Raw genomic sequence first — 26,515 nt, forward strand, 5'->3', positions numbered from 1 at the left:
CGGAGGAGTGGGCGGCCCCGCCAGGGCAGCGCCGGCTGCGCCGCCCGCAGCGGCGCCGGCGGCGCCCGCAGCCAGCGCACCGCCGGCGTCCGGCCGTGCGGTGGACGGCGGGGTCCAGGAGCGGACCACGGTGCTGTCCACCACCGAGTCGCTGGGGTCCTCCTGGCCGACCAGGCGGTTCAGGATCTGCTGCGCGGTCGGCCGCTCGGCAGGCTCCTTGGACAGCGCGGGCTCCACGAGGGTGCGCAGGGAGTCGTCGAGCCCCTCCAGGTCCGCCGGCATCGACGAGATCTGGTGGAGCACCGCGGGGACCGACGGCGCGTCGAACGGCGCCCGTCCGGTTCCGGCGAACGCGACCAGGCAGCCCCAGGAGAAGATGTCGGAGGGCGGGGCGATCTCCCGGCCGGCGATGATCTCCGGCGCCAGGTAGGAGGGCGTGCCCATCAGCTGGCTGGAGCGGGTGACGGCGCCGTCGTCCTCCATCGCGCGGGCGATGCCGAAGTCGATGACCTTCGGGCCCACCGTCGACAGCAGGACGTTGGCCGGCTTCAGGTCGCGGTGGATCACCCCGGCGCCGTGGATCGCGGTGAGCGCCGCGGCGACGCCCATGGCCAGCCCGTCGAGCGTGCCGCCGGCCATCGGGCCGTCGGCGGCGATCGCCTCGGCCAGGTTCGGCCCCGGAACGTACTCCGACACGATGAAGAGCGGCTCGCCGTCCAGGCGCGCGTCGATCACGCCGGCCGTGGAGAAGCGGGCCACCCGCTGCGCCGACTCCACCTCGCGGGCGAACCGGCGCCGGAACGCCTCGTCATCGGCCAGATCGGGGTGGATGAGCTTCACGGCCACCCGCCGGCCGCCAGCGGTCTGCGCAAGGTAGACCGTCCCCATGCCGCCGCGCCCGAGGCGCCCGAGGATGCGGTAGTCGCCGAGCTCGCGGGGGTCGCCGGTGCGGAGGGGTTTGGCGCTGTCCTGCCCGTTTGACGTCACAGTGTCGAAGTCCTTCGTGGATCGCGCGATTCGCGGTCACAGCGTATCGAGGGCGGGGCCGGGCGGCATCCGCGAGCGGACCCGCAGCGGCCGTCGATGCACACCGGTGATCCCCTCCGCTGCGGACCCCCGGTCCGCTACAATGGGAACACGTGTTCGAATTCGGTGGAGGGTGCAGCGGCATCGCGGATGCGCGGTGGGCCCCCACCACGAGGAGCCTGTACTTCCCCGCAGGCCCCGTCGCGCGGCAGCGCGTGCAGGGTGAGGAGGACGAGCGGGTGTCCCGTGTCTACGGAGTCCGGATCGATGTGGCCGAGAGCGGCGGGAGACCGCAGCGGTTCACGTGGCAGGGCCGCGTCTATACGGTGCGGCGCATCATCGACCACTGGGTGACGCTGCGCGCCGACTGGGCGATGGCTGCGGGCGGCGCCGCGGGCCTGCCGCAGCGCCTGCACTGGCGGGTCGAGGCGGGGTCGGAGTCGGCGCTGGGCGTCTACGAGCTGGTGAACGACGCCTTCGCCGATGAGTGGTCGCTCGCGCGGATCCTCGACTGACCCCGGCCCTGCGGGAGCGGTGCGCCGCTCCCGCAGGGATGCCGTCAGTCTCCGCCGCCTCCACCCCCACCCCCTCCTCCTCCGCCGCCCCCGCCATCGCCGGCACCGCCGCCTCCGCCGCTGTCGGATCCTCCGAAGCCCCAGCCGCTGTCCGAGCCTCCGGAGCCCCAGCTGCCGCCCCAGCCTCCGCCGCCGTGGCCGTAGTGGTGGTCTCCGACGGGGCCGCCGTAGCCCGCGCCGCCGTAAGGCCCGCCGCGGTGGCGCTGCGGGCCGGGTCCGTGGCGGGGCGGCGGCTTCGCCGCTCCCCGGACGACCAGGACGACCGCGATGGCGACTCCGGCGACCAGCGCCAGGGCCAGCGCCGCCACCAGTAGAAACATCAGGCTTGAAACCATGGGAGCTCCAGAGGGACGAGGGGTGGGAAGAGGGCGGGACTCCGCTCGGGTGCCGCCGCGGGGAAAGCCGACCGGAGCCGCCCGGACCGTCGGACGCTCCGGCCGCAGTCCCGCCGCGGCAGGGTCCGCAGTGCGGCTCCCGCTGCGGACCGGGTGCGGGGACTGTGCGGACCGCCACCGTACCGACCGCGGCCGCAGTGCAGCCGGCGATGGTGCCGGTGCAGACGGCCTCCGGACCGCCGCGGTCCCGCACGGTCCGCCGCCGTGCAGGCGATGCGACCGGTGGGATGCCGCTGACCGGTCCCGCGGTTCGCGCTGCGTCTGCGCGCGCCGGCGAGCGCTTCCGCACCGGCTGCCGGGGCCGGTTCAGTCGCCGCCGTCGCCGCCTCCGGCGTCTGAGTCCCCGCCGCTCCAGCTCCAGCTCACGCTGCCGGTGGCGTGCGAGGCGCCGCCGTCGCCGCTGCCCGCGCCCCGGTAGTGGTCCGCACCCCGGTACTCACCGCGCGCGAGGCGGTGCTCTTCGCTGGTGGCGCGCCGGTCGGGCCGAATGGTGGGCGGGGGCTCCGTCCTTTCGCCGGCTTTCCGCTCTGCCCAGACGGCAGGGGCGGCCAGGATGATGATGAGCGGAAGGGCGATCAGGATCAGCAGGCCGACGGTGGACAACAGGAGAACCAGGTCCTCGGATTTCATGACGTTCCCATCGCTGGGGCGGAGGCAGGAAGGGTGTCAGCGGTGTCATCCGGCCGCGGTGGGCGTATGCGGCGCGGCTGTGCGGTGTCGAGGTCTTCGGATCCGTTGGATCAGACGCCCGTCAGCGGCGCCCGGTTCCCCGCCGCCCTTGCGCTTTCGCCGGGCAGCGGAGCGTCAGAGGTCGAGGTCGGCGGGGATCAGGCTGTAGGCGGCGAGATCGGTGCGGCCGCGGTTCAGGGGCATGGCGTTGCGCTCCACCCCTTCGAAGGTGAAGCCGGCCTTCTCGGCGACCCGGCGCGAGGGTGTGTTCTGCACCGCCGCCTTGAGCTCCACGCGCTCCATGGACTGGTCGAGGACGGCCCAGCGGGAGACGGCGGCCACCGCCTCGGTTGCCACCCCCGCACCGCGCATCGCAGCCGCGAACCAGTAGCCGACCTCGGTGGTGCGCGACACCCAGCGGGTACGCAGCAGGCCGACCGCCCCCGCGAACCGGTCGGTCGCGGTGTGGAAGACCGCCCACTGCTGGCCCTCGCCGGTGGCCCGCATCGACGGTGCCGTCACCGTGCACCACTCCTCGGCGTCGGCCCGGGTGTAGGGGACGCCGGGCGCGGGCAGCGGGACCCAGCGCTGGGTTTCCGGGTCGTTCACCGCGGCGAGGACATCGTCCACCAGGGACTCGGTGAAGGCGCGCAGCGTCAGCCGCTCGGTCTCCAGCACCACCATCGGCATCCGCGGGGTGCCGGAAGGCTCGGCTGCCGTTCCGCCGGCGCGTCCGTCCGGTCCGGTCCCAGGGGTCATCGGCGTCCCTCCGCCAGGCGCGGCCGCACGGGGCTCCGGTCGGGCGGCCCGCCGCACGGTTCTGTCGCGCCCATCGTGGCAGGCTGCGCCCCCGCGCGCCACGACCATTACCGGTGCCGGCCGGTGTCCGGAAGGCGGGCCGGGCAGCGGTGCCGCCGCCGGGGGTGCACCGCCCACCAAAGCTGTGGATATCGGGTGGGCGGCCGGCCGGGCCGACTCCGGGCGCGGTGGTGGCCTGCAGAAATCGCCGAAACGGCGGCGCGCCTGGTTGACGCGGACCGGGAAGGAGCGGTGGTCCCCGCACCGGCGGGTCGGCGTTCTGGCACAGTTGCTTTGAGCCGTTTTGATCGCCGCGCGCCTGCCGCCGGCCGTCAGCGGCCCAACCGCACGCCGGGGGAAACCGAGGGGGAAGCCACGTGCGCACCGAGATGAGAGGCCGTTCCGGCACCCGGGGGAGGACGCCATGAGTACCGGACGCGACCGCCGCCCGCACGCGGACGACGACGGGGACCGCGGAGGGCTGCTGGACGGACTGCCCGAATCCGGGCGCTCCGCCTCGCCGCGCACCGACCCGTTCACCATGCCGCCGGCGCGCGCCACACCCGCTGCCGACCGGCCCAACGTCATTCCGTTCCGCGGAGCGCCGCCGGCGCCCGAACCGCCGGCCGCCCCGGAAGCTCCGGCTCCGCCGCGCGCCGAACCGCAGCAGGCGCCCCCCGCGCCGGCCCCGCCGCCCAGCACGGCGCCGGAGCCCGGCCCGCCGCCGGAACCCCCCACCCCGCCCCAGGGCCTGCCGGCTCCGCTGCACGGGCAGGAGCCCGCGGGCCCCGAACCGGAGCGGGCTCCCGCGGAGCCGCCGGCGGCTCCGCCGGCTCCGGAACCGGTGCTGGCGCCCGCTCCCGAAGCGCCGCCTGCGCCTCCCGCACCTGCTGCTCCGGCTCCGGCGGCGCCTGCTGCGCCGGACCCCGCCGCCCCCGCTGCGGCTCCGCCCGCAGCTCCCGCCGTCACGCGCAGCGAACCCGCGCCTCCGGCACCGGTCCAGGACTCCGCGGCGCCCTCAGCCGCGGCGGCGCCCGCTGCGGCGCCCGCCGAACCGGCCGCCCAGCAGCCGGCGGCGGCCGCGCCGGCCGCGGCCGCAGAGCCGGCCGAGAGCGGGCCGGGGGCCGCGGCCGGCGGCGCCGATCCCGCGCCGCACGCCCCGAAGCACGCGGACGTGCACGCGTTCACCCAGGCCGAGCGGGACGCGGTCTACCGGGCGATCCGCGATCGGCGCGACGTCCGGGTCGGCTTCCGCCCCGACCCGGTGCCCGACGAGGTGCTCACCCGCGTCCTCGAGGCGGCGCACCAGGCGCCGTCGGTCGGGTTCTCCCAGCCGTGGGACTTCGTCGTGGTCACCGACACTGCCGTGCGCACCGAGGTGCAGCGCCTCGCGCGGGCGCGGCGCGACGACTCGGTCCGGGACCTGCCCGCCGCGCGCGCCCGGGCGTTCTCCGGGACCAAGGTGGAGGCCGTGCTCGACGCACCGGTCAACATCGCGGTCACGGTCGACCCCACCCGCGGCGGCCGGCACGCGCTCGGCCGGCACGCCCAGCCGCAGACCGCGTCGCATGCCGGCGTCCTGGCCGTGGAGAACCTCTGGCTGGCGGCCCGCGCCGAAGGGCTCGGCACCGGCTGGGTCGGTGCCGTGGAGACGCGCGCCCTCGCCGGCCTGCTCGACCTGCCGCCGCACCTGGAGGTCGTGGCCTACCTGTGCCTCGGCTACGTCGACGAGTTCCCGACCGAGCCCGAGCTCGCCCTGGGCGGCTGGGCCCGGCACCGCCCGCTGTCCTGGGCGGTGCACCGCGACCACTACGGGCAGCGCGGGCTGCCCGGGGAGAAAGCCACCAGTTTGCTCGACGAGACCGTCTCCGCCATCCGCCCGCTCGACGCCGCTGCGGTCCAGCAGGCCGCCGACCGGCAGAGCAACATGACCAAGCCGCCCGGCTCGCTGGGTGTGCTGGAGGAGGTCGCCGTCCGGCTGGCCGGCCTGGCCGGCGAGTGCCCGGCTCCGGTGCCCGAGCCGGCGTCGGTGGCGGTCTTCGCGGGCGACCACGGGGTGCACGCCCAGGGGGTCACCGGGTGGCCGCAGGAGGTCACCGCGCAGATGGTGCAGACCATGCTGAGCGGCCGCGCCGTGACCAACGCCTTCGCGGCGCAGGTCGGCGCGGAGGTCGCGGTGGTCGACGTCGGCGTGCTCGCCGACCTGCCGCCGGCGCCGGGCCTGGTGCCGCGCAAGATCGCCCGCGGCACGGCTGATATCACCCGCGCTCCTGCGATGACCCGCAGCCAGGCCGCCTTCGCGATCGAGGCGGGAATCGAGGTCGCCCGCGATCTGGTCTCCTCCGGAAGCCGCTGCCTGATCACCGGCGACATGGGCATCGGCAACACCACTCCGGCCGCGGCGCTGATCGCCGCATTCACCGGCGCCGACCCGGCCGAGTGCACGGGCCGCGGCACCGGCGTCGACGACGCCGTCCACGAGCACAAGATCGGCGTGGTGCGCCAGGCGCTGGCACTGCACCGGCCCGACCCGTCCGACCCCGTGGGGGTGCTGGCGGCCGTCGGCGGGCTGGAGCACGCCGCGCTCACCGGATTCATCCTGGGCGCTGCGGCGCTCCGGGTCCCGGTACTCCTCGACGGCGTGATCGCCGGTTCGGCCTCGCTGGCCGCTGCCGCGCTGGCACCGGAGTCGATGCGCGCCTGCTTCGCCGGCCACCGGTCGGTCGAGCCGGGGCATACCGCGGTGCTGGAGCACACCGGCCTGCGTGCGCTCGTCGATCTGGACCTGCGCCTCGGTGAGGGCTCGGGAGCGCTCCTCGCGCTGCCGATGCTGCAGAGCGCCGCCCGCGCCCAGCGCGACGTCGCCTCCTTCGCCGACGCCGGCGTCACCCAGGGCTGACCCTCGGCCGGGCCGCTCCCGAGCGGTCCGGCCCGGGGTTCCTGTCCCGCCTGCCACCGGCCAGGCGGGGGTGAGCGCGGCACCGCCGCGGCCCGCCGGCCCAGGGCGGTGCCGGCTCGGGCTGGCCGCGCGCCGCGCCCAGGGCGCATCCTGCCGCTCCGCTCTGCGCAGTGCCGGCAGCACAGACGCCCTCCGCCCTAGGGCGTGTTGGGTGGACCACTGCCCTGCTGTGCGGCGCCCTGGCCCGGCCCTTTGCGGCGTTCTCCTCAATCGAGGAGGAAAACCCCGCCCTGGCACCCTCGCCGGCCTAGCGGCGGGTGCGCCAGGGCACTGCTCGCGACGAACGCCACCCACCACACGCCCTAGTAAGGCCCCGAAGCCGCCCCGGCGCGGATCCTTCTTCCCGACTCGCGGCGTCCGCCGCGGGAAGGGGACGTCCGGGCCGGACGCCGGCCCACCGATGCGGCACCCGTCGGCGGGAAATGCGGGGCGGCGCCTGGGCATGGCGCAGCTGCCGCACCGGGCCCTGCCGGGAGCACCCGGGAACGCGGAGCCGCCGGGCGCTGCGCTGCTCCGGCGGCGGAGCCGTTGTGCTGAAGCGCCTTCGCGCGCCGCGGGTGCACACTCGGCTCAGCCGGAATTCGGCTTCCCGGTCCTGCGCCGGGCGCGGGATCGCCTGCGGCATAGGCGATCCGGATTGCGGGGGAGGGCCGCACCGGACCAGTCGGCGGCCGCGAGCGCGATCCGGAGTCAGCGCAGCGGGGCAGGGGCGGGCATGCAGCGCAAACGTTGCAGGAACGTTCTCCCGGAGGCTGCGGTGCCCGTCGGGCGGCTGCGGAGGGTGTTCGGGCGGGTGCACAACGGGCGTTCGGGGCGGTCGAGGGCCCCGCCACCCGGTTTGACACGGTATTTTCGGGGACACCACGCAAGGCGCCGGCCGTCGCCGCGGACCGCCGCAGCGCCCGACGTGGCACACGGTAGACGGTAGGAGGACTGCCCCGGTGACGTATCTGCTCGGCCTGCGGCTCGAGGGGCGCGATGTTCTCGTCGTGGGCGGGGGCCGCGTGGCGCGCCGCCGGATCCCGGTGCTGCTCGATGCGGGTGCGCGCGTCATCCTCGTGGCGCCGCGCGCAGAGGCGTCGCTCGAAGCGCTCGCCGGCGACGGGCAGATCACCTGGCACCGCCGCGCCTACTCCGACGGTGACGTCTCCGGTCTCGGCGACATCCGCCTCGTGCACGCCGCCACCGACGACCCTGCCGCCAACGCCGCCATCGCCGACGCCGCCGAAGCGCACCGCATCTGGTGCGTGCGCGCTGACGACCGGCACGCCTCGTCCGCCTGGACGCCCGCGTCCGGCGCAGCCGCCGGCGCTTCCGTCGGGGTGATCGCCGACGGCGACCCGCGGCGCGCCGCGGGGCTGCGCGACGCCGTGGTCGAGGCGCTCGGCGACGGATCGCTCGACGCCCGGCGCTCCCGCGTGCGCCTGCGCGGTGTCGCCCTCGTCGGCGGCGGCCCCGGCGACCCCGGCCTGATCACGGTCCGCGGCCGCCAGCTGCTCGCCCAGGCCGACGTCGTCGTCGCCGACCGGCTGGCACCGGACTCGCTGCTCGACCGCCTCTCGCCCGACGTGGAGGTGATCGACGCCGCCAAGATCCCCTACGGGCGGTTCCTGCCGCAGGAGGAGATCAACCAGCTGCTCGTCGACCGCGCCGGCGAGGGCAAGTTCGTGGTGCGGCTCAAGGGCGGCGACCCGTTCGTGTTCGGCCGCGGCGGGGAGGAGGCCGAGGCGTGCGCCGCCGCAGGCATCCCCGTCACCGTCGTCCCGGGGGTGACCAGCGCGCTGGCCGGGCCCGCGGCCGCCGGCATCCCCGCCACCCACCGCGGCGTCGCCCAGGAGGTGCACGTCGTCTCGGCGCACGTGCCGCCGGACGACCCGCGGTCCACCGTCGACTGGGACGCCATCGGCCGGTCCCGCGCCACCGTCGTCGTCCTCATGGGCGTGCGCCAGGTGGCCGCGGTCGCCGCGGCGCTCGTGCGCGCCGGCCGTCCCGCCGACACCCCCGTCGCCGCGGTCCAGGACGCCACCCTGCCGTCCCAGACCGCGGTCCGCAGCACCCTCGCCGATGCGGGCCGCGACTTCACCGCGGCCGGAGTCCGCCCGCCCGCGGTCTTCGTCGTCGGCGAAGTTGTCGAGGTGGCCCGGGGGCTTGACATACTGCACGGGGGATCCGGGGAGCAGGGGGAGCCCCGGCAGCGCTCCGAGTCCGGTGCCGCAGCGGGCGGTCCCGACCGGGAACAGCAGCACCTGCGGGGGCGCTGACGCTATCGACGCTCAGACGAACACGGGTCCTCGCGACCCGACGACCGACGGGAAGGGCGGAAGCGCCATGTCTCGGCCGCCTGCCGTTCCGGACGCGCCCAGTGCCGGGGGGACCGGCGCCGAGCGCAGCCGCGACGAGGCCACCGCAGCCGCGGACGCCGCGCCAGAGCCGACCACGGCCGCGCACGGCGCCCGCCCGCGCGCCAAGCACCGCGGCACGTCGACCGGTGACGCGCGCTTCGAGAAGGTCCTGGAGAACCTGCGCACCCGGGTCCGCGGGCTGCGCTTCGCCGAGGGCCTCCCCGGTTCGGCCGAGGGCGAGTCAGCGCGTACCGATGTCCTGCACCAGCTGGAGGACTTCGTCCTGCCGCGGGTGCGCCGCCCGGACACGCCGCTGCTGATCGCCGTCGCCGGATCGACCGGTGCCGGCAAGTCGACGCTGGTCAACAGCCTCGTCGGCGAGCAGGTCACCACGACCGGCGTGCGCCGCCCCACCACCAACAGCCCCGTCCTCGCCTGCAACCCGGCTGATATGGACTGGTTCAGCGAGGCGTCGTTCCTGCCGACGCTGCCCCGCGTCCGCCAGCACGGCCTGGCCATGCCCGGCAAGGACGGCATGCTCGTGCTCGCCCCGAGCGAGGCCATGCCCGAGGGCGTCGCCCTGCTGGACACCCCCGACGTCGACTCCGCCGTCGCTGCCCACCACGAGTTCGCCGCGAAGTTCCTCGACACGGCCGACCTGTGGGTGTTCGTCACCACCAGCCGCCGCTACGCCGACGCCCGGGTGTGGGAGTTCCTCCAGGTCGCCCGAGACCGCGACACCTCGCTCGCCGTCGTGCTGTCCCGGGTGCCCGAGCGCGGCCGCGACCAGCTGCTCAACCACTTCGGCGCGATGCTGGAGGCCAACGGGCTGGGTAACTCGACGCGGTTCGCCATCCCCGAGACCGACCAGATCGGCGGCGGCCGGTTCACCGCCAACACGGCCGACCCGATCCGCTCCTACCTCGCCGACGTCGCCGGCGACCTCGCGCAGCGGGACCGGGTGTCGCGGCGCACCTTCATCGGCGTGATCGACAGCTTCCGCACCCGGGTGCCGGGTCTGGCGCGCCAGGTCGAGGTGCAGGTCGAGGTCAAGCAGGACCTCACCGCCGCGGTCCGCTCCGCCTACGACGAGGCCGCCGAAGAGGTGTCCGACGCCCTGGACAGCGGCCAGCTCATCCGCGGCAGTCTGCTCGCCCGGTGGCAGGACATCGCCGCCAGCGGCGAGCTCGTCCGCACCCTGCGGCTGCGCGGCAAGCGCAAGGAGCGCGCCGCGGAGGCGGCCGCCCCGCGGATCGCCGCCCTGCGCGAAGCGGTCCAGGACAGCGTGGAGGCGCTGGTGGTCGCGGCGGCCGAGCGCTCGTCCGACACGACCGCCGAGCGCTGGGGGGCAGTGCCCGGCGGCGCGGAGCTCGCGGCCGCCTACGAGAAGGGCGCCGCGGAGCAGTTCGAGCAGCGCACGCGGCAGGCGGTGGCCGACTGGATCGACCGGGTCGGCGAGATGATCACCGCGGAAGGCGCCACCAAGCGGTCGGTCGCCAAGCTCGTCACGTTCGACAAGGAGGCCGTCACCCTGGTCCTCATCGTCGAACTCCTCGGCTATCCGGCCGCGGGCCAGCAGCGCACCGGCAGCGGCCCGCCGCCGCGCCGCCTGCTGAAGGGGCTGTTCGGCGCCGAGGCGCTGCGTAGCATTGGCAGTACGGCCCGCGATGACCTGCGGGCGCGCATCGGCGCGCTGCTGAGCGCGGAGAAGGCGCGGTTCACTGACGCGCTCGACGCGGCCGGCCTGCCCGATGAGGACGAAGCCGTCCAGCTCTATCAAGCCACGTACAACCTTGAGATTGCGCGATGACCACTCAGCGGAACCCCGCTCACGCCGATGAGGGCCCGGACGGCTCCGCGGACTCCGGCGCCGGCGCGCCCAGCGCCGCCGGCGCCTCGAAGGGCTCGAACACCGGCGAGTGGAGCGGGTACGTCGTTCCGGACCGCGGCCGTACGGAGGCCCCGGAGCCGGACCCCGGCGCCGGCTGGCTGCCGCGGGACGCGGCGGCGGCCGCGGATGCCGCCTCCGGCGAGCGCCCGGCCCGCGGCGGCGCTGAGCAGGCCGAGCCGGCCCGCACGTCGGAGAGCCGCGGGCGGCACGCTGCACCGCGCCGGCGCCGCGCCGCTGAGGACACCCGGGCCGACGGGCCGCAGGAGACCGCGGCGGACGGGTCCGACGAGCTGGAGGACGACCCGGAGAACCTGGCCGGATGGGTCGGCAGCCTGACCGAGGCCGTCGACGACGACACGCGCATCGCGGGCCGCCGCACGGGGGAGTTCCCCTCGCTGCGCACCGCGGCGCGGATGGCGCGCGCCCAGGCCGCCGCCGACGGTGGCGCCGACCCGGACTCCGCCGACACCGACGGCGACCGGGCCCGTGCAGGCGATGCCGGCGCCGCGCCGGCGGACGGCGCCGGGTCCGGGTCCGGGGACGCGGAGTCGGCGGGGGGCACGTGGCTCTCCAGCGCAGCGGGCACGGCGGCCGTGCCCGAGTCCGGGACCGGTGCCGGCGCCCGGGCCGGCGGTGAGCCGGACGACGGGCCCGACCCGGCGGAGGCCCCCGCCGCCGAGACGGACTCCGCGGCCGCGGACACCGCCGGGGCGGAGCAGGAGGAAGACGCCGGCGACGCACCGCCGGTGCCCCCGTGGGAGTCCGAAGCTGCCGACGGCGAGCGCGACGGCGACGAAGGCGCCTGGCCTGCCGCCGGCGCTGACGATCACCCGGACGACGACGAGTACCAGCCCACCACCGGCGACGAGTGGGAGCCGCTGCCCGAGATCTCCCGCACCGAGCTCGTGCAGCGCCTGGACGGCCTCGCCACCGCGCTCGACATCAGCGGCGACGACCTCCCCGCGGAGCGTGCCGCAGCCGCGCGGCACACCCTCAACCACGCCGGGGCCCGGCTTCGCCTGTCCGCCGACCACACCGTGGTGGCGCTGGCCGGCGGTACCGGAAGCGGCAAGTCGTCCCTGTTCAACGCGGTCTCCGGGCTGGAGTTCTCCCGGGTGGGCATCACCCGCCCCACCACGTCGCACGCGCACGCCTGCGTGTGGGGCAACGAGGGCGCCGAGGAGCTGCTCGACTGGCTCGGTGTGCCGTCGCGGCACCGCCACTCGCGCACCAGCGAACTGGACACCGACACCTCCGAGCTGGCCGGACTGATCCTGCTCGACCTGCCCGACCACGACTCCGTGCGCGCGGTGCACACCGCCGAGGCCGACCGCCTCATCGGCGCCGCGGACCTGCTGATCTGGGTGCTGGACCCGCAGAAGTACGCCGACGCCGCCGTGCACCACCGCTACCTCGCCGAGATGGCGGGCTACGGGGCGGTCACCGTCGCGGTGCTCAACCAGGTCGACCGGGTCGCGCCGGACGAGCTGGAGGAGCTCCTCACCGACCTGCGCCGGCTCTTGGAGTCCGAATCCGGCGTGCACCCGCGCGTGCTCACCACCTCCACCCTGACCGGGCAGGGCATCCGCGAGCTGCGCGCCATGCTCACCGAAACGGTCTCCGGCCGCCGCGCCTCGGTCGACCGCCTCGTCGCCGACCTGCACGGGGCGATCGAGGGCTTCGACGACTACCGGCCCTCCGGCGGGGTTCCCGAGAGTGTTCCGGCACCCGCGCGCCGCGCCCTGGTGGCACGGCTGCTGGACGCGTGCGGCGCGGACGCGCTCGCCGACTCGGCCGAGACGGCGTTCGAGCGCCAGGGCGTGCGCCGGGTGGGCTGGCCGATCACCCGCTGGCTGGGCAAGCTGCGCAGGGACCCGGTCCGCGCAGCGGGCATGGAGTTCCTGCGCGAGGACTCGGCCGCCGCCGGCCCGGTGCCGCCGCAGGAGGCCGAGGTGGAGAAGGCGGCCGTCGCCGCTGCGGACTCGGTGGGGACGAAGCTCCCGGCGCCGTGGCCGAAGCGGCTGCGCGCGGCCGCGCGTGCCAAGACCGGGGAGCTGCCGGAGGCGCTGGCGGAGGCGGTCGGCGGAGCGCTGCCGGACAACGCCGACCATCCGGGGTGGTGGTCGGCGGTCCGCACGGTCCAGTATCTGCTCGTGGCCCTCGCCGGGCTCGGCCTGGTGTGGGCGGGCTTGGCCGGAGCCAGCTGGTTCGCCGGGGGCTTCTTCGGTGTCGCGGTGCTCGACTCGCCCGTCTTCGCCCTGCTGGGCGCCGGGATCGCCGCGGCGGCGCTGCTTGCCGGGTGGCTGACCGCGCTGGGATGCCGGAACCTGGTCGCGGTGGCCGCGTCCCAGCGGCGCGAGGAGATCGAGGCGGCCAGTACCGAACGGGTCCGGACCGTCGCCGAACGCGACATCGCCGCGCCGATCGACGCCGGGCTCGCCGACTGCGCTGCGTTCGCCGCGGCGGTCGACGCCGCCGCAGGCCGTACCGCCGAGAGCTGACGCCCGCTCGGGCGGCGCGGGCGGGTGCGCCGTTCGCTGCTCCGGGCCTGCTCGGCGGGGCCGTTGCGGCCGGTGTGCCGTTCGGTGGCGGGTCCCCGATGGCGCGGCGGCAGGGCGCGGCCATCCTGCTGAACGGGCGGCTGGCCGCTCAGCCGGGCTCCGGGGGCCGGCGATCCGGTGCTTTCCGGAGCGGAAGATGCGCCGCTGCGGTGGTGCGGCTCCGCCTGCCGCGGCGCAGCACGGGGTCCGTGGGGCCGGGCGGGCGGAAGGCGCGGGTCTGCGCCGGGTCCCCGTGCCGCGGGGGTGTGCGATCCAGTGCGCGGGAACCGGGCCCGCGCTGTCCGGTCGGTGCGGTTTCGGGCATTTGCCTGCCATTGCGGTGGCGTGTGCAGGCAGGAACAGAAAGATCGGCCGGATCCGGTCGCGGCCGACGGTGCCGCAGCGGGCCGCCGCTGGACCGCTGCGACCTGCCCGGATAGCGGGCGGTCCGAAACCGCGGTGAATCGGACGGCCGGCGGCAGAAGAGTGTCACCTGCCCGTCATTACGGCCGTGAACTGGGCAGACGCCGCGCTGGAGCGGTCAGGGAAGTCCGGGCGTCCCCACCAAGGTAGCTGTTTCTCCGCACGGTTGTACAATCGGCGATTAGAGTGTCACTGATTGTTATTCACGTCCGAGGTGCCGGCCCCGGCAGCGAGGGCCGGCGCGGCGAATGGGGGGAGGCCCGGTGGCGACGACCGAACGGCGCGTCACAGTGCGTGCACGGTCCGCGCCTCGGACCTCCGGCGCCCGCCCGCTCCTCGGTCGCCCCCGCCCCCTCCTCGCCTACATGGCCGCGGTGGCGGTGTGCGCCGGCGCGGCCGGTGCGCTGGCGATCTGGGACACGCCGTTCCGGGTGGCCGACGCCGTGCTGTTCGCCGGACTGGTCACCGGAGCCTCATTATGCGTCGAGGCGATGCGCCGGCTGGGGACCCCGCGCGGCATGTCGCGCGACCTGTTCGGCGCGTGGTGGCTGCCGGTCGTCCTGCTGCTGCCGCCCGCCTATGCGGCGCTCACGCCGGTCCCGGTCTATCTGCTGCTCCTGGTCCGGATGAGCACCGGCGCGGTCCACCCGCGCGTGTTCAGCGCCCTCTCCGCGTCGCTCTCCGGCGTCACCGCCTCCTGGGCCTTCCACGCCGCGTCCGCCTCCGCTGCGGGCGCGGCGGAGCTCTCTCCGGGGGTCCTCGCCGACCTGCGCACCGGCGTGCTGGCGGTGCTCTGCTGCGTCCTGTTCACCGCGCTGAACACCCTGGTGATCGCGATCGCGGTCCAACTGAGCGGCGACACCCGCCCGTGGAAGGACATCGTCAGCCGCGAGTCGCTCTCGATCGGCGTGGCCGAGATCTGCGTCGGTCTCACGGTGTTCCTGCTGGCGGCGCAGTCGCCGATGCTGCTGGCGGTCGCGCTGCCCCCGGTGCTGCTGCTGCAGCGCAGCCTCATCTACGAACAGCTGCAGAGCGCCGCCCGGCTGGACAACAAGACGGGCCTGCTCAACGCCGCCACCTGGGAGGTGGATGCCGGATCGGCGCTGGACCGGGCGCTGCGCCACCGCCGCCCGGCGGCGCTGCTGCTGATCGACATCGACCACTTCAAGCGGGTCAACGACACCTACGGCCACTTGGTCGGCGACACCATCCTCGCGGCGGTCGCGCACACGCTGGGCGCGCAGATCGGCTCGCGAGACGTGATCGGCCGGTTCGGCGGCGAGGAGTTCGTGGTCCTGCTGCACCACGCTGACATGGCCGAGGCGCTGCGCATCGCCGAGCGGCTCCGCTACCGGGTGAGCGGGCTGCATCCGCACGCCGGCTCCGGCGAGATCACGGTGACCGTGTCGATCGGCGTCGCGCTCGCGCCGACGCACGGCGAGGCCCTCTCCGACCTGCTCGGCGTCGCCGACCTGGCGCTGTACCGGGCCAAGGACACCGGCCGCAACCGGGTGCGGCTGCCGCTGTCCGGCGGCGGGCTGATCCCGGGGCAGGTCCAGGCTCCGCTCTCCGCCACCGCCACCGCCGGCTCCGGCGCCCGGGCCGCCGCGGCCACTGCCGGAGCCCAGTCCGGCGCACCGCGGCCGGAGAGTGCGGCGGCCAGTGCGGGAGAGGCCCCGCAGCGCCGCCGTTCCGCGGTGCAGGGGAGCGGCGGGGCAGACGTCGAAGGCACCGAGGTGGAAGGCGTCGGCTGAGCGGTACCCGAGGTTGTCCACAGGCAGAGCCGGCCGGCGGGGCCGAGTTGTCCACAGCGGCGGGAATCCGTCCCGCACCGGAAGGCCCCGGCAGCGCACGCTGGACGCATGGACACCTCCGCCTCCGGAAACAGCCCGGGTCCCCTGCTCCGCCGCATCGACGACCTCGTCAGCACCGTCCCCTACCTGGTCGGCTACCATCCGAGTGACGCCGTCGCCGTGCTCGGCGTCGCCGGCGGCCGCATCCGCTTCTGCCTCTGCACCACGCCGCCCTTGCCCGATCCGCGGCGCTTCGCCGAGCGGGCGGCCCGTGCGCTGGCGGAGCGCGAGTGCGACGCCGCACTCGCCGTCGGCTACGGCTCCGCAGCCGGCATCACGCCCCGGATGGATGCCCTCCGCGCGGCGCTGGACGGCAGCGGCACCGCCCTGCGCGATGCCGTGCGCGTCACGGAGGGCCGCTTCTGGTCCTATCTGTGCAGCAACCCCGCCTGCTGCCCGCCGGAGGGCCGCCGGGTCGATCCCGCGCGCTCGCCCGCCGCTGCCGAAGCGGTCGTGGCCGGCCTGCACGCCTGGCCCGACCGGGCCGCGCTGTGCGCCTCGGTCGCGCCGGCGGCAGGGGAGGCCCGGGCCCGGATGGCGCGGGCCACCGCTGCCGTCGAGGCGCGCAGCGCCCGCCTGTACGCGGCGGGGCCGCGCGCCGGACCGGGCCACGGGGCCTTCCCGGGCGCATTCCGCGCCGCCGGAATGCGCGCGCTCGACGCGGCGGTGCGCCGCGGACTCGCCGGCCGCGGGCCCGGATCGGAGTACGACGTCGCCTGGCTTGCGCTCGGCCTGGTCTGCGTCCCGGTCCGGGATGCGGCGTGGCTGCGCATCACCCGTGCCGACGCGCGCGCCCACGTGGCGCTGTGGCGGTCGGTCTTCGCCCTCGCGCAGCCGGCCTACGCCGCGGCTCCGGGTGCGCTGCTGGGGTTCTCTGCCTGGCTCGCGGACGATCCCGCGCTGGCCGACGCCGCTCTGGAGCGCGTCCTGCACGAGCACCCCCGCTACACCATGGCGCAGCTGGTCCGCGGCGCCGTGGAATGCGGGGTGAGCCCGCGCCGGTGGGTGCCCCCGCCCGCCCTCCGCCGGTCGGAGAAACCCCCTCCCCGCCTCTGACACCGCCCGCCTCCGGAGTCCCGGATCCGGTTCGGGCAGGTGCGCGATGGTCCTAGGCTGGGAGCATGCCGGAGTACATTTTCACCATGCATTCCGTGCGCAAGGCGCACGGCGACAAGGTCGTTCTCGACAACGTGTCCGGTTCCTTCCTGCCGGGCGCCAAGATCGGTGTCGTGGGCCCCAACGGTGCGGGCAAGTCCACCCTGCTGAAGATCATGGCCGGGATGGAGCAGCCGTCCAACGGTGAGGCGCGGCTGATGCCCGGCTTCACCGTCGGCATGCTCGCCCAGGAGCCGGAGCTCAACCCGGACAAGACGGTGCTCGAGAACGTCGAGGACGGCGTCGCCGAGACCAAGGGGATGCTGAACCGGTTCAACGAGATCGCCGAGAAGATGGCGACCGACTACTCCGACGAGCTGCTCGAAGAGATGGGCAAGCTCCAGGAGCAGCTGGACCACCGCAACGCCTGGGACCTCGACAGCCAGCTCGCCCAGGCCATGGACGCCCTGCGCTGCCCGCCCGGGGACGCCTCGATCGAGAGCCTCTCCGGTGGTGAGAAGCGGCGCGTGGCGCTCTGCCGCCTCCTCCTCGAGCAGCCCGACCTGCTCCTCCTCGACGAGCCCACCAACCACCTCGATGCCGAAAGCGTCCAGTGGCTGGAGCAGCACCTGGCGAACTACCCCGGCACCATCGTCGCCATCACCCACGACAGGTACTTCCTCGACCACGTCGCCACCTGGATCCTTGAACTGGACCGGGGCCGGTTCCACCCCTACGAGGGCAACTACACCACCTACCTCGACAACAAGGCCGCGCGCCTCAAGGTCGAGGGCCAGAAGGACGCCAAGCAGGCCAAGCGGATCTCCGACGAGCTCGAGTGGGTCCGGTCCAACGCCAAGGCCCGCCAGACCAAGTCCAAGGCCCGCCTGCAGCGGTACGAGGAGATGGCCACCGAGGCCGCCAAGACCCGCAAGCTGGACTTCGAGGAGATCCAGATCCCGCCGGGCCCGCGGCTGGGCGGCACCGTGGTCGACGTCAAGGGCCTCACCAAGGGCTACGGCGACCGCGTCCTCATCGAGGACCTCTCGTTCTCCCTGCCGCCGAACGGCATCGTCGGTGTCATCGGCCCCAACGGCGTCGGCAAGACCACCCTGTTCAAGATGATCGTCGGCGAGGAGAAGCCGGACTCCGGCTCCATCACCGTGGGCGACACCGTCAAGGTCTCCTACGTCGACCAGTACCGGGCCGGCATCGCCGACGACAAGAACGTCTGGGAGGCCATCTCCGACGGAGAGAACTTCATCCAGGTCGGCAACGTCGAGATCCCCAGCCGCGCCTACGCCGCCGCGTTCGGGTTCAAGGGCTCCGACCAGCAGAAGCCGGCCGGCGTCCTCTCCGGCGGTGAGCGCAACCGGGTGAACCTCGCGCTCACCCTCAAGCAGGGCGGGAACCTGCTGCTGCTCGACGAGCCCACCAACGACCTGGACGTCGAGACCCTCGGCTCGCTGGAGAACGCGCTGCTGGACTTCCCGGGCTGCGCCGTGATCACCTCGCACGACCGGTGGTTCCTCGACCGCGTCGCCACGCACATCCTCGCGTGGGAGGGCGGCTCGGACTGGTTCTGGTTCGAGGGCAACTTCGAGTCCTACGAGAAGAACAAGGTGCAGCGGCTCGGGGCGGACGCCGCGCGCCCGCACGCCGTCACCCACCGCAAGCTCACCCGGGACTGATCCCGCACTCCGGCATGGTCCCGGTCGCCCGCCTGCGGGCGGCCGGGACTTCTGTGTGTGCTGCGGAGCGGCGGCCGGGCCGGCGGCGCACGGCGCCGCGGTCCTGGCGGGCGGCAGCGGCGGCAGCACCGCTCGTGTGCGTGTGGGCGGGCGCATGGGGCGGTGCCCGGGGTTCATGCTGGAGGCTGTACTCGCGTGCGTGCGGGCGGGCGCATGGGGCGGTGCCCGGGGCTCATGCTGGAGGCTGTACTCGTGTGCGTGTGGGCGGGCGCATGGGGCGGTGCCCGGGGTTCATGCTGGAGGCTGTACTCGTGTGCGTGTGGGCGGGCGCATGGGGCGGTGCCCGGGGTTCATGCTGGAGGCTGCACTCGCGTGCGCGCGGGCGAGCGCATAAGCTGGCCGGGATTATGACTTCCGCGCGCGATGACCACGTGACGTTCTACGACGCCGTCGGCGGCGAAGAGGCCTTCATCCGGCTGACCCGCCGCTTCTACGAGGGCGTCGCCGCCGATCCCGCCCTCCGCGAGATGTATCCGGAGGAGGACCTCGGCCCGGCCGAGGAGCGGCTGCGGCTCTTCCTCATCCAGTACTGGGGCGGGCCGCGCACCTACAACGAGCTGCGCGGGCACCCGCGGCTGCGGATGCGGCACGTCCCGTTCCGCATCGGGGCCGCGGAGCGCGACCGCTGGCTGGCGCACATGCGTGCCGCGATCGACGACCTGGCACTCCCGGCCGCGCTTGACGCGCAGCTGTGGGAGTACATGGTCTACGCCGCGCACAGCATGGTGAACGTGCCGGAGGAAGTGGAGCGGCCGGCGCGGCCGCAGGTCGCCGACCCCACCGGCATCAGCGTCGCGCGCAGCGAAGAGCGGTCCTCGGGCGCTTCCGACGACGACGGCGACGAGCCCATCACCATCTCGCTGAAGTAGGCGGCGCCGCGTCACGGGGCGGCGCGCACCTGCGGTACCACGGCGATCGCGGCGACGGCGAAGACCGCCGAGACGGCGAACACGGCGGGCAGGCCGAGTGTGCTGATCACGAGCGCCATGAGTACCGGCGTCGCGCTGGTCACGACGGCCTGCAGCCAGTTCTGGACGGCGAGCGCGCGCCCCGCCCACGCCGTGCCGGCGATCTCGCCGACCGCGGTGAAGGTGAGCCCGTTGTGGCACATCGAGGCGACCAGGCAGGCGAGCAGGAGCGGCACCGCGGACCAGGCCGCGATGGCCGGGACGGCGGTCAGGGCTAGGAGCAGGGCTGCCGCGACGACGGCGAGGATGCGCACCGGGCGCGTGCGGTCGCCCGTCCGGTCGGACCAGAAGCCCAGCCCCAGGCGGCCGAGTGCGCCGGGGATCTGCGCCGCGGCGACGACGGCGCCGGCGGCCGGGGGCGCCCAGCCGTGGACTTCGACGAGGTAGACGAGCGCGTAGGTCATCGTCGTGATCTGCGGGACGCCGAGCAGCATGCTGGTGCCGTGGACGCGCCAGATCGTCCCCGAGCGGTAGGGCGAGCGGTGCGGTTTCCGGCCCCGGTGCGGCGTGCCGGCGCGGGCCTCGTTCGGCGGGGACGCCGGTGATGCTGCCGCGGTGCGGGGTGGAGTCCCATCGTCGGGGCGGGCGGCCAGGGCGACGAGGACGACGGGAGCGGTGGCGGCCGCGAGCGCGGCGGGCAGCAGCATCGCACCGATGAAGCCCCATGCCTGTGCGGCCGCGGGCAGTACCAGCGCGGACAGGCCCAGTCCGAGGGGGAGTGCGGACTGGCGGATGCCCATCGCCAGGCCGCGCTCGGCGGCGGCGAACCAGGTGAGGATGAGCCGTCCGCTGGCCGCGTTGACGGGCCCGCCGACCGCGCCGACGAGGAGGAGGACGGCGCCGGCGCTGAGCGGGCCGGTTGCGGTGGTGAGCAGGGTGAGGGCGCCGGCGGTGAGGACCAGGCTGAGGGCCATGGTGGTGCGCTCGCCGACCCGGTCGATGACCACGCCCCAGACCAGCAGGGTGAGCAGCAGCCCGAACGAGGGGAGGCCGGCCAGCATGCCTGCCTGCGCCGTGGTCATGCCGTAGGCGTCGCGGAGCTGCGGCAGGACATAGGGGACCCCGAACATGGGGGCCACACTGGCGATCTGCGCCACCATGCTGATGGAGAGGATCACCCAACGATTCCGCCACTGCGCCGCCCGCAACACCCCGCCACCCTAGAACCCGCCCCACCGGCGGGTCCGTTTCGGGGCGGACTTCGACGGAGTGCGGACGGCGGCGGACTCGGGCGTACGACCGGCGGGGGCGGACGGATCCGCCGTCCCGCCGGTACTCACGGGATCGGTGCGGCCGTCACCGATCCTCCTCCTGCCGACTCTCCTCCTGGTCGAGGACGTACCAGGCTTCCCAGCTCTCCAGGTCCGGCAACGTGTATGAGAAGACCGGTGCCTCGTCGGCGCTTGCACTCGCGGCGCCCGCTGGAAGCGCGGCTCCAGAGATGACCCCACGATGAGCACGCGGTGGAAATGACTGTAAACCTCCAGGTGAGACGCCCCTGCTGCGGCGGGATGCAGTCGGGATCGATTTCCCGGAAGGCATCGCCGAAGCTCGCGAAGGGACCGCCGTCCCGGACGGCCACCTCTTCGCGCGGGGCTGGGCCGAAATCTGTACCTCGACCGACGGGGTTGGCCCCACCCTGAAGGCCCTCGGCAGCCACCCGAAACCTGGGAGCCCGCCGGCGTCTCCGCCGGTGCGCGGATGCTCAGGTGTTCTCCGGATCCTGGTGCGGGGCGGCCGGGGTGATGTGGCTGTGCATGCAGATCCAGCGGTCGTTCCGCCGGACGAAGACATCGGTGGTCCATTCGTCGGCGTCGTAGCGCTGTCCCAGGTAGTGGGCGGTGTTGGTGATGCGGGCGGTGTAGAGGGCGACGTCGCCCAGGAGCTGGATGCGCGGCTCGCCGGCCCGCTCCATCGCCGAATGGGTCAGATCGCCGGAGGCGACCAGGCCGAGGAAGCCGTGCCTGGTCCCCACGCCCGTCTCGGACACAATGGCCCAGTCCTCGGCAAGGAGCGCCGAGATGCGCTCGGCGTCGTTGGCCACGATGGCCTCCGCCAGTGCGTCTGCGGCGGCGGCTATGGCGGCGCGGTCCACGGCCTGCCCTGGTGAGGTACGCGTGACGTCCTTCTCGTCCACCATGTCCCGACGGTAACCGGCGCCCTCTTCGACGGGTCGTGCCGCGCCGGAGGAAAGCCGTTGAGGAGCCCGGCTGCGGCGGCCATACTGGCGCGCATGTGTCTGCGCCCCGCCGGCCTCGGCCTGCACGCTGTCTGCCTGGACTGCCGGGTTGCCTTCAAACACGCGGGCCGGCGGGATCGGGTCTGCCCGAACTGCGCGGCTGAGCTGATCGACGCCGGCAACGACCTGGAAGTCCCGCGGCGCGGGGACGACGCGGGGTGGCGGGTGCTGGGCGTCCTGCTTCGCGCCGGAGTCACCTTCCACTCCTCCTGCTGCGCCGGGCCGGGCTGGCGGCCGCGGACCATGGCCCAGGTCAAGGAGCGGCTGTCCGCAGCCGAGCGCACCGGCGCCCCGTTCGCCGCGGCGCTGACCACCTCCGACATCGACGAGGTCGGCCGCCAGGCCGTCGCCCGCCCGCAGCAGCCCCGGCGGGTTCCTTCGGCGCCGTGACGCCGGCGCCCGGGAACGGTTCCCGACGGTGCGAACGGCTCCGTCTCCCGGCACCGCCTTCCGGCGATGCGCTGTTCGGCGGCGCGGACGGTCACGGGCGCTCATGCCGATTAGGCGGCCGTTCGGAAGCTCGGCGTCCCATGGCGTCGCGGAGCGGCTCAGCGGGCGGCGTCGTCCGCGGGAGCAGCGCTACGTCGGTGTCCTTGCTTCCGGGCACTCGAACATTACAATCTGGATTCAGATTGTCACGTTGGGTTTCGAGTGCTGTCCGTGTCCGAGCATTGGCGGCACGCGGAGGGGGAGGGACATGATCGGAGACACTGAGCGGCGCGCAGCCCTGTCCCGGCGACTGGGCCGGGTTATGGGCGTAATCCTGGCTGCGGCGACGGTAACCGTCCTTGCAGCGGGCTGCCCCGGGTCGGGTTCAGGCGGGGGCGGTGGCGGCTACGGATCTGTTGAGCAGGAGGGCGGATCCCAATAGTCCGGCCAGGCCGGCGACTCCGTCAGGTCAGCCGGCGTGAGGTGGCGGCGGCAGCAGCGGAAACCGCGTTGAGCGGCCGGACTTCGGCCGGCAGGCCGGCCCCAGGCGTCTGCGCCGCCGGCCTCGGCCTCCTGGCCCTCCTGCCTCGCGCCGGGGTCACCTTCCTCGTCCTGCTGCGGCGATCCAGGAGGGCGGCCGCGGCTCACCGCACCGGCGCCCCGATCGCCGCGGAGCTGACCACCTCCGACATCGACACGATCGGCCGCCCGTGCGCTGCCCGGTCGGGCCGTCCCTCCGGCCCGACGCGCCGTGGGCGCGGCGCCGCCTGAACGGCGGCGATCAGGTGCGCGGCCGTTCACCCCTGGGACCCCGGGACGCGGTCAGCGCGTCGACGATGGGCTGTTCGACGGGCGCGGGCCGGCTGGTGTGCAGGTCGAGTCCGCCGTTCAGGGGCAGGGGCGGTTGCGCCATGAAGCGCGGCGCGGAGCCGCGGTGCGGCTGGGCGGCGTGCACGAGGAACGGGTGGCAGAGGAAGACATCGCCGGCCGCGCCGGTGGCCAGAGCCTCGGGGCGTCCGGCGCTGCTGTCTTCCGCCGCTGCGCAGAGGTCGAAGAATTCGCGTCCCTCGTCTCCGGCATCGGCGAGGAGCGGAGGGACATCGCGGTGCGACCCCACCCGGATGCGGGTGGGCGCGTCGTCGGGGCCGGTGTCGGAGAAGAGGAAGAGCATCAGCAGTGCCCGGCCGCGCGAGCGCAGGTTGACGCGGGGCGAGCCGTCCGGGCCGGCGAACGACGCATCGAGGTGCCAGCCGGCGTCCCCGGGATCGTCCGCGCTCGGGAACCGCACCGGGAAGGTGCCCAGTCCGCCGAGCTGCTGCCAGCGGCCGGCCCCCACGAGCTGGTCGAACGCCTCATGGAGTGCGGGGGCGGTGGCGGCCTGGCGGAACGGCGGATCGTCGTAACCGCCGAGCCGGACCACCGGGCTGGTCCAGGTGGCAGGGTCGTCCGCCTTCTCGTCGAGATCGGCCCAGAGCCGCGCGCGCCCCTCGGCGGCGAGCTCACGGGAGAACGCGCCGCGTACGGCAACGAACCCGTCGTCGGTGAACGCCTGGACTTCCGGTTCGGACAGCATGGGGCTCCCTCGTGCTTCTTCTGTTCCTGTTCACGCTAGAGAGCAGCCCTGAAGCAGGACCCGACACCTGCGGCACCATTCCGGTCGGGTGCCGCCGGCCGCGGGGCGGGGCGCACGGCAGCACGGCGAGGACAACTCCGCCGGCGGTCTTCCTGCCCGCCGCTTCGGGACCCGTGGGTGAGCAGGGTTGCCGCCGCCGCGGGGCTTCGGCGGCTGAGGCCGCAGGCTTCCGCATGCACCAGGGCTGCGGTGCGGCTTGGCGATCGTGTGGGGTCCCGGTCGGGAACCGATACGGCCACCGCGTGATCATCGGGGCCGTGCGGACTCCTGAAGATTGCGCGGGGGCCGTAGCGTGCGCCCTGGCCGCAGGCCGAGGCGGTCCGCTGGATCGGGGCGTGGCCGGCCCGGTAGGCCCGCTCCTCGTGGCGGCTGACCCAGCGGGCCTTCAAGCCTGTGGCGCGACCACTTCGCACAGCTCGGCGGCGGCCTGGGCGACGAGCTCGGAGAAGGCCGCGTCCGGATCGGCCAGCCAGCGGGACGTGGCGCGCCGGGAGACCGCCATCGCCACGTCGATGATGAAGCGCGCCTGGTCGGGCTGGACGCCCCGGCGCCCGAGCGCCGGTACCAGCGCCTCGGCGATGTCGGAGAGCTTGATCAGATCGCGCTCGGCCAGTGCCGGGCTGGCGGCGATCACTTGGACGCGGCGCAGTAGGAACTCGCGCGAGCGGAAGACCTCGTCGGCGGTCCGCAGCGCGGTCAGCAGCGCCTGGAGCGGCCTGAGGTCCGGGTCGGCCGCCTCGACCTATCCCACGAGGTGGGCCTCGAGATCGCGGCCGGTGAAGAGGACTTCCCGCTTGTCGGGGAAGTAGCGGTAGAAGGAGCGCTCGGTGAGACCGGCGGTGCGCGCGATCTGCGCGACAGAGGTGCGCTCGTACCCCTGCGTCTCGAACAGCGCGAGCGCCGCGCGTTCGAGTCGGCCCTGTGCGTCGGACTCCCATCTCGGCATACGCCTCATCGTGACAGCAGATGCTGTCATCGCGGAGGAGATGGTCATGAAGGCTCTGCAGTTCGACCGGTTCGGTTCCCCCGACGTGATCATGCTCCGCGAGGTCCCGCAGCCGGAGCCGGGGGTCGGCCAGATCAGGATCGCTGTGCGAGCGTGCGGCCTGACACCGGCCGACTGGCACGTCGTCGACGGTCTCCTCGCCGGTCAGCTGCCGCCGCTGCCGCGCGGGCTCGGCCTTGAGGTCGCGGGCACCGTCGATGCACTCGGCGAGGGAGTCACCGGCATCGAGATCGGCGATCCCGTGTTCGGCCCGGCCGCCTTCGACGGCCCGACGGCCGGCGCCGCCGAGTACGCGCTGATGGCGGCCTGGGCGCGGATCCCCGAGGGCGTCACCGTCGAGCAGGCCGCAGCGCTGCCGATGGCCGCCGAGACCGCGTGGCGCGCGCTCGACGGCGTCGGCGTCCAGCCGGGTGAGCTGCTGCTCGTCCACGGCGCGGGCACCACAGTGGGTGAGGCGGCGGTGCGCTTGGCGCTGCACCGGGGTATCCGGGTGATCGCCACCGCCGGGCCGACCCGGGCCGCTGCCCTGGGAGGGATCGGCGCCCGCGTGACCGGCTACGGCGACGGTATGGCCGAACGCGTTACCGCACTGGCCGGAGGCCGCGTCGACCGCGCCCTGGACACGGCCCCGACCGGCGGGCGGATCGACCGGCCCGACCAGGCCAGCCCGGCCGGCGGCTCACTACCCGCCCTGATCGAGCTGACCGGCGATCCCGACCGCGTCCTCACCGTCTCGGACTTCGCCGCCGCGGCCGAACTGGGGGCCCGGACCACCACTGAGATCCGCTACGACCTGATCGGCGACATCGCCCGGCTGGCCGGCGAAGGGGTCCTGGCGGCATCGGTCGCCCGCACCTATGCGCTGGACCAGATCCAGGAAGCGGCCAAGCTCAGCCGGTCCCGCCGGCCCGGCGGCAAGCTCATGCTCCTCCTGTGACCGCCTAGCCGGCCTGGTCGGGCAGGAGGAGTCCGCACAAGCCCCGATGATCACGCGGTGGCCGCTCCCGGGGCTGCCGGCGAGGCCGCTCTCTTCCTCCGCCCCGGCACCAGGTGCGGGTTGTGCGGGCGGCGGGCGATCAGTGCCGGAGGAGCCCGCCGACCCGAACGGGTGGGACGTGGCCGGTCGCCGGACGGTCGAGGGCGAGGGCCAGGCCGACGTCGACGAGGGAGGAGCGGGGGAGCCCGGAGACGTCGCCCAGGGGGATCCACTCGGCTCCGGCGGTGGAGCCGTCCGGTTCGGGGCGGAGGGTGCCGCCGGTGGTGCGGACTCCGTAGAAGACGCCGACGTTCTGGTGCGGGAGGTCTCCGGGGACGTTGCGCTCTTCGGGCGCGATGACGCGGGAATCCACGCCGAGGAGGCGCTCGACCACGGCGTCGTAGCCGGTCTCTTCGGCGACTTCGCGGACGACGGCGTCGAAGGGGTCCTCGGCGTGCTCCACTCCGCCGCCGGGGAGCGTCCAGTTCGTGCCCTCGCGTGCGGGGAAGTGGACGAGGAGCACCCGGCCGGTGTCGATGCACACGGCGTAGGAGGCCAATCGGAAGCTCATCGCCCTCCCCTTCCCGTCGGTCGATCAGCGTATCCGGCACGCCGATGCGGTGCAGTGGCTTTCGGGGAGAGCCGGTGGTGCCCCCCTGGCGAAGGCGGGCACCACCGGCGCGGCCGTGGGGCCGCGTCCGGTCCCGGACATGGGGAAGGCAGGACCGGGGGTGTGTGGGTGCTGCGTGATGGTGTTTGTGTTCGGTGCCGGGGCGCGGTGGGTGGCGCTTTCTGCGGCGGGTGGTGCTGGTGACCTGGTTGTTGCGGTTCCGGGTGCGCTGCCGCGTGGTGTGTGTGCTTGGGTGCGGCTGGTGGGTGGGGCGGTGGCTGTGCCTGGCACGCGGCCCGGCAGCGGGGGCTGCGGGGTGGCTATGGGCGTGCGGGTG

At 74.7% G+C, this 26,515-nt stretch carries 21 protein-coding genes; 11 read left to right on the forward strand and 10 right to left on the reverse strand.

Annotated features, from left to right (window positions below):
- A partial coding sequence (locus tag ACYVGT_RS26460; protein WP_460863166.1) for a serine/threonine-protein kinase occupies nucleotides 1-987 on the reverse strand: 987 nt, incomplete at its 3' end.
- A gap of 152 nt (nucleotides 988-1,139) precedes the next feature.
- Between ACYVGT_RS26460 and ACYVGT_RS26465 the strand changes: the two genes are divergently transcribed.
- On the forward strand, nucleotides 1,140-1,541 hold the full coding sequence (locus tag ACYVGT_RS26465) for a DUF6504 family protein (RefSeq protein WP_460863168.1): 402 nt from the start codon (nucleotides 1,140-1,142) through the stop codon (nucleotides 1,539-1,541).
- Between the two features lie 44 nt (nucleotides 1,542-1,585).
- Here the strand turns inward: ACYVGT_RS26465 and ACYVGT_RS26470 are convergent, their stop codons facing one another.
- The 3 genes from ACYVGT_RS26470 to ACYVGT_RS26480 all read right to left on the reverse strand — a co-directional run bounded on the left by ACYVGT_RS26470 (nucleotide 1,586) and on the right by ACYVGT_RS26480 (nucleotide 3,355).
- Nucleotides 1,586-1,936, reverse strand: coding sequence for a hypothetical protein (locus ACYVGT_RS26470; protein WP_460863170.1), 351 nt, complete (start codon nucleotides 1,934-1,936; stop codon nucleotides 1,586-1,588).
- A 366-nt stretch (nucleotides 1,937-2,302) separates the two neighbouring features.
- Nucleotides 2,303-2,626: a hypothetical protein gene (locus tag ACYVGT_RS26475; RefSeq protein WP_460863171.1), complete on the reverse strand. Its 324-nt coding sequence runs from the start codon at nucleotides 2,624-2,626 to the stop codon at nucleotides 2,303-2,305.
- Between the two features lie 174 nt (nucleotides 2,627-2,800).
- On the reverse strand, nucleotides 2,801-3,355 hold the full coding sequence (locus tag ACYVGT_RS26480) for a GNAT family N-acetyltransferase (RefSeq protein ID WP_460863202.1): 555 nt from the start codon (nucleotides 3,353-3,355) through the stop codon (nucleotides 2,801-2,803).
- 532 nt (nucleotides 3,356-3,887) lie between these two features.
- Between ACYVGT_RS26480 and cobT the strand changes: the two genes are divergently transcribed.
- The 8 genes from cobT to ACYVGT_RS26520 all read left to right on the forward strand — a co-directional run bounded on the left by cobT (nucleotide 3,888) and on the right by ACYVGT_RS26520 (nucleotide 19,186).
- Nucleotides 3,888-6,362 carry a nicotinate-nucleotide--dimethylbenzimidazole phosphoribosyltransferase gene (gene cobT / locus ACYVGT_RS26485; RefSeq protein WP_460863173.1) on the forward strand — a complete coding sequence of 825 codons (2,475 nt, stop codon included), beginning with the start codon at nucleotides 3,888-3,890 and terminating at the stop codon, nucleotides 6,360-6,362.
- 1,001 nt (nucleotides 6,363-7,363) lie between these two features.
- The gene (gene cobA / locus ACYVGT_RS26490) at nucleotides 7,364-8,683 is read left to right on the forward strand and encodes a uroporphyrinogen-III C-methyltransferase (protein WP_460863174.1); all 1,320 of its coding nucleotides are present in this window, start codon (nucleotides 7,364-7,366) and stop codon (nucleotides 8,681-8,683) included.
- Between the two features lie 67 nt (nucleotides 8,684-8,750).
- Nucleotides 8,751-10,574, forward strand: coding sequence for a GTPase (locus ACYVGT_RS26495; RefSeq protein WP_460863176.1), 1,824 nt, complete (start codon nucleotides 8,751-8,753; stop codon nucleotides 10,572-10,574).
- A complete protein-coding gene (locus ACYVGT_RS26500; RefSeq protein ID WP_460863178.1) occupies nucleotides 10,571-13,156 on the forward strand; it encodes a GTPase in 2,586 nt (861 codons plus the stop codon). Before ACYVGT_RS26495 ends, ACYVGT_RS26500 begins: the two co-directional genes overlap by 4 nt.
- A gap of 827 nt (nucleotides 13,157-13,983) precedes the next feature.
- A complete protein-coding gene (locus tag ACYVGT_RS26505) occupies nucleotides 13,984-15,372 on the forward strand; it encodes a GGDEF domain-containing protein (protein ID WP_460863180.1) in 1,389 nt (462 codons plus the stop codon).
- A gap of 108 nt (nucleotides 15,373-15,480) precedes the next feature.
- Nucleotides 15,481-16,527 carry a DUF4192 domain-containing protein gene (locus ACYVGT_RS26510; RefSeq protein ID WP_460863182.1) on the forward strand — a complete coding sequence of 349 codons (1,047 nt, stop codon included), beginning with the start codon at nucleotides 15,481-15,483 and terminating at the stop codon, nucleotides 16,525-16,527.
- A 65-nt stretch (nucleotides 16,528-16,592) separates the two neighbouring features.
- Nucleotides 16,593-18,257 (forward strand): energy-dependent translational throttle protein EttA, encoded by a 1,665-nt coding sequence (gene ettA, locus ACYVGT_RS26515; protein WP_460863184.1) that lies wholly within the window; start codon nucleotides 16,593-16,595, stop codon nucleotides 18,255-18,257.
- A 407-nt stretch (nucleotides 18,258-18,664) separates the two neighbouring features.
- Entirely contained in the window at nucleotides 18,665-19,186 is a 522-nt protein-coding gene (locus ACYVGT_RS26520) for a globin (RefSeq protein ID WP_460863186.1), read from the forward strand.
- An 11-nt stretch (nucleotides 19,187-19,197) separates the two neighbouring features.
- On the opposite strand, the gene ACYVGT_RS26525 is transcribed toward ACYVGT_RS26520, so the two are convergent.
- Nucleotides 19,198-20,385 (reverse strand): MFS transporter, encoded by a 1,188-nt coding sequence (locus ACYVGT_RS26525; protein ID WP_460863205.1) that lies wholly within the window; start codon nucleotides 20,383-20,385, stop codon nucleotides 19,198-19,200.
- A gap of 605 nt (nucleotides 20,386-20,990) precedes the next feature.
- On the reverse strand, nucleotides 20,991-21,425 hold the full coding sequence (locus ACYVGT_RS26530) for a nuclear transport factor 2 family protein (protein ID WP_460863188.1): 435 nt from the start codon (nucleotides 21,423-21,425) through the stop codon (nucleotides 20,991-20,993).
- A gap of 93 nt (nucleotides 21,426-21,518) precedes the next feature.
- Between ACYVGT_RS26530 and ACYVGT_RS26535 the strand changes: the two genes are divergently transcribed.
- Complete coding sequence (locus ACYVGT_RS26535; protein WP_460863190.1) at nucleotides 21,519-21,914, forward strand: hypothetical protein; 396 nt, start codon at nucleotides 21,519-21,521, stop codon at nucleotides 21,912-21,914.
- Nucleotides 21,915-22,734: 820 nt separating this feature from the next.
- Here the strand turns inward: ACYVGT_RS26535 and ACYVGT_RS26540 are convergent.
- The 3 genes from ACYVGT_RS26540 to ACYVGT_RS26550 all read right to left on the reverse strand — a co-directional run bounded on the left by ACYVGT_RS26540 (nucleotide 22,735) and on the right by ACYVGT_RS26550 (nucleotide 24,532).
- The gene (locus ACYVGT_RS26540; protein ID WP_460863193.1) at nucleotides 22,735-23,526 is read right to left on the reverse strand and encodes a phytanoyl-CoA dioxygenase family protein; all 792 of its coding nucleotides are present in this window, start codon (nucleotides 23,524-23,526) and stop codon (nucleotides 22,735-22,737) included.
- Between the two features lie 445 nt (nucleotides 23,527-23,971).
- Nucleotides 23,972-24,289, reverse strand: coding sequence for an acyl-CoA-like ligand-binding transcription factor (locus ACYVGT_RS26545; RefSeq protein WP_460863206.1), 318 nt, complete (start codon nucleotides 24,287-24,289; stop codon nucleotides 23,972-23,974).
- 39 nt (nucleotides 24,290-24,328) lie between these two features.
- On the reverse strand, nucleotides 24,329-24,532 hold the full coding sequence (locus ACYVGT_RS26550; protein WP_460863196.1) for a helix-turn-helix domain-containing protein: 204 nt from the start codon (nucleotides 24,530-24,532) through the stop codon (nucleotides 24,329-24,331).
- A 10-nt stretch (nucleotides 24,533-24,542) separates the two neighbouring features.
- On the opposite strand from ACYVGT_RS26550, the gene ACYVGT_RS26555 reads away from it, so the two are divergent.
- The gene (locus ACYVGT_RS26555) at nucleotides 24,543-25,529 is read left to right on the forward strand and encodes an NADP-dependent oxidoreductase (RefSeq protein ID WP_460863198.1); all 987 of its coding nucleotides are present in this window, start codon (nucleotides 24,543-24,545) and stop codon (nucleotides 25,527-25,529) included.
- 139 nt (nucleotides 25,530-25,668) lie between these two features.
- Here the strand turns inward: ACYVGT_RS26555 and ACYVGT_RS26560 are convergent, their stop codons facing one another.
- Nucleotides 25,669-26,139 (reverse strand): NUDIX hydrolase, encoded by a 471-nt coding sequence (locus ACYVGT_RS26560; RefSeq protein ID WP_460863200.1) that lies wholly within the window; start codon nucleotides 26,137-26,139, stop codon nucleotides 25,669-25,671.
- Between the last annotated feature and the right edge of the window lie 376 nt (nucleotides 26,140-26,515).

It is taken from the genome of Nocardiopsis coralliicola, assembly GCF_054779695.1.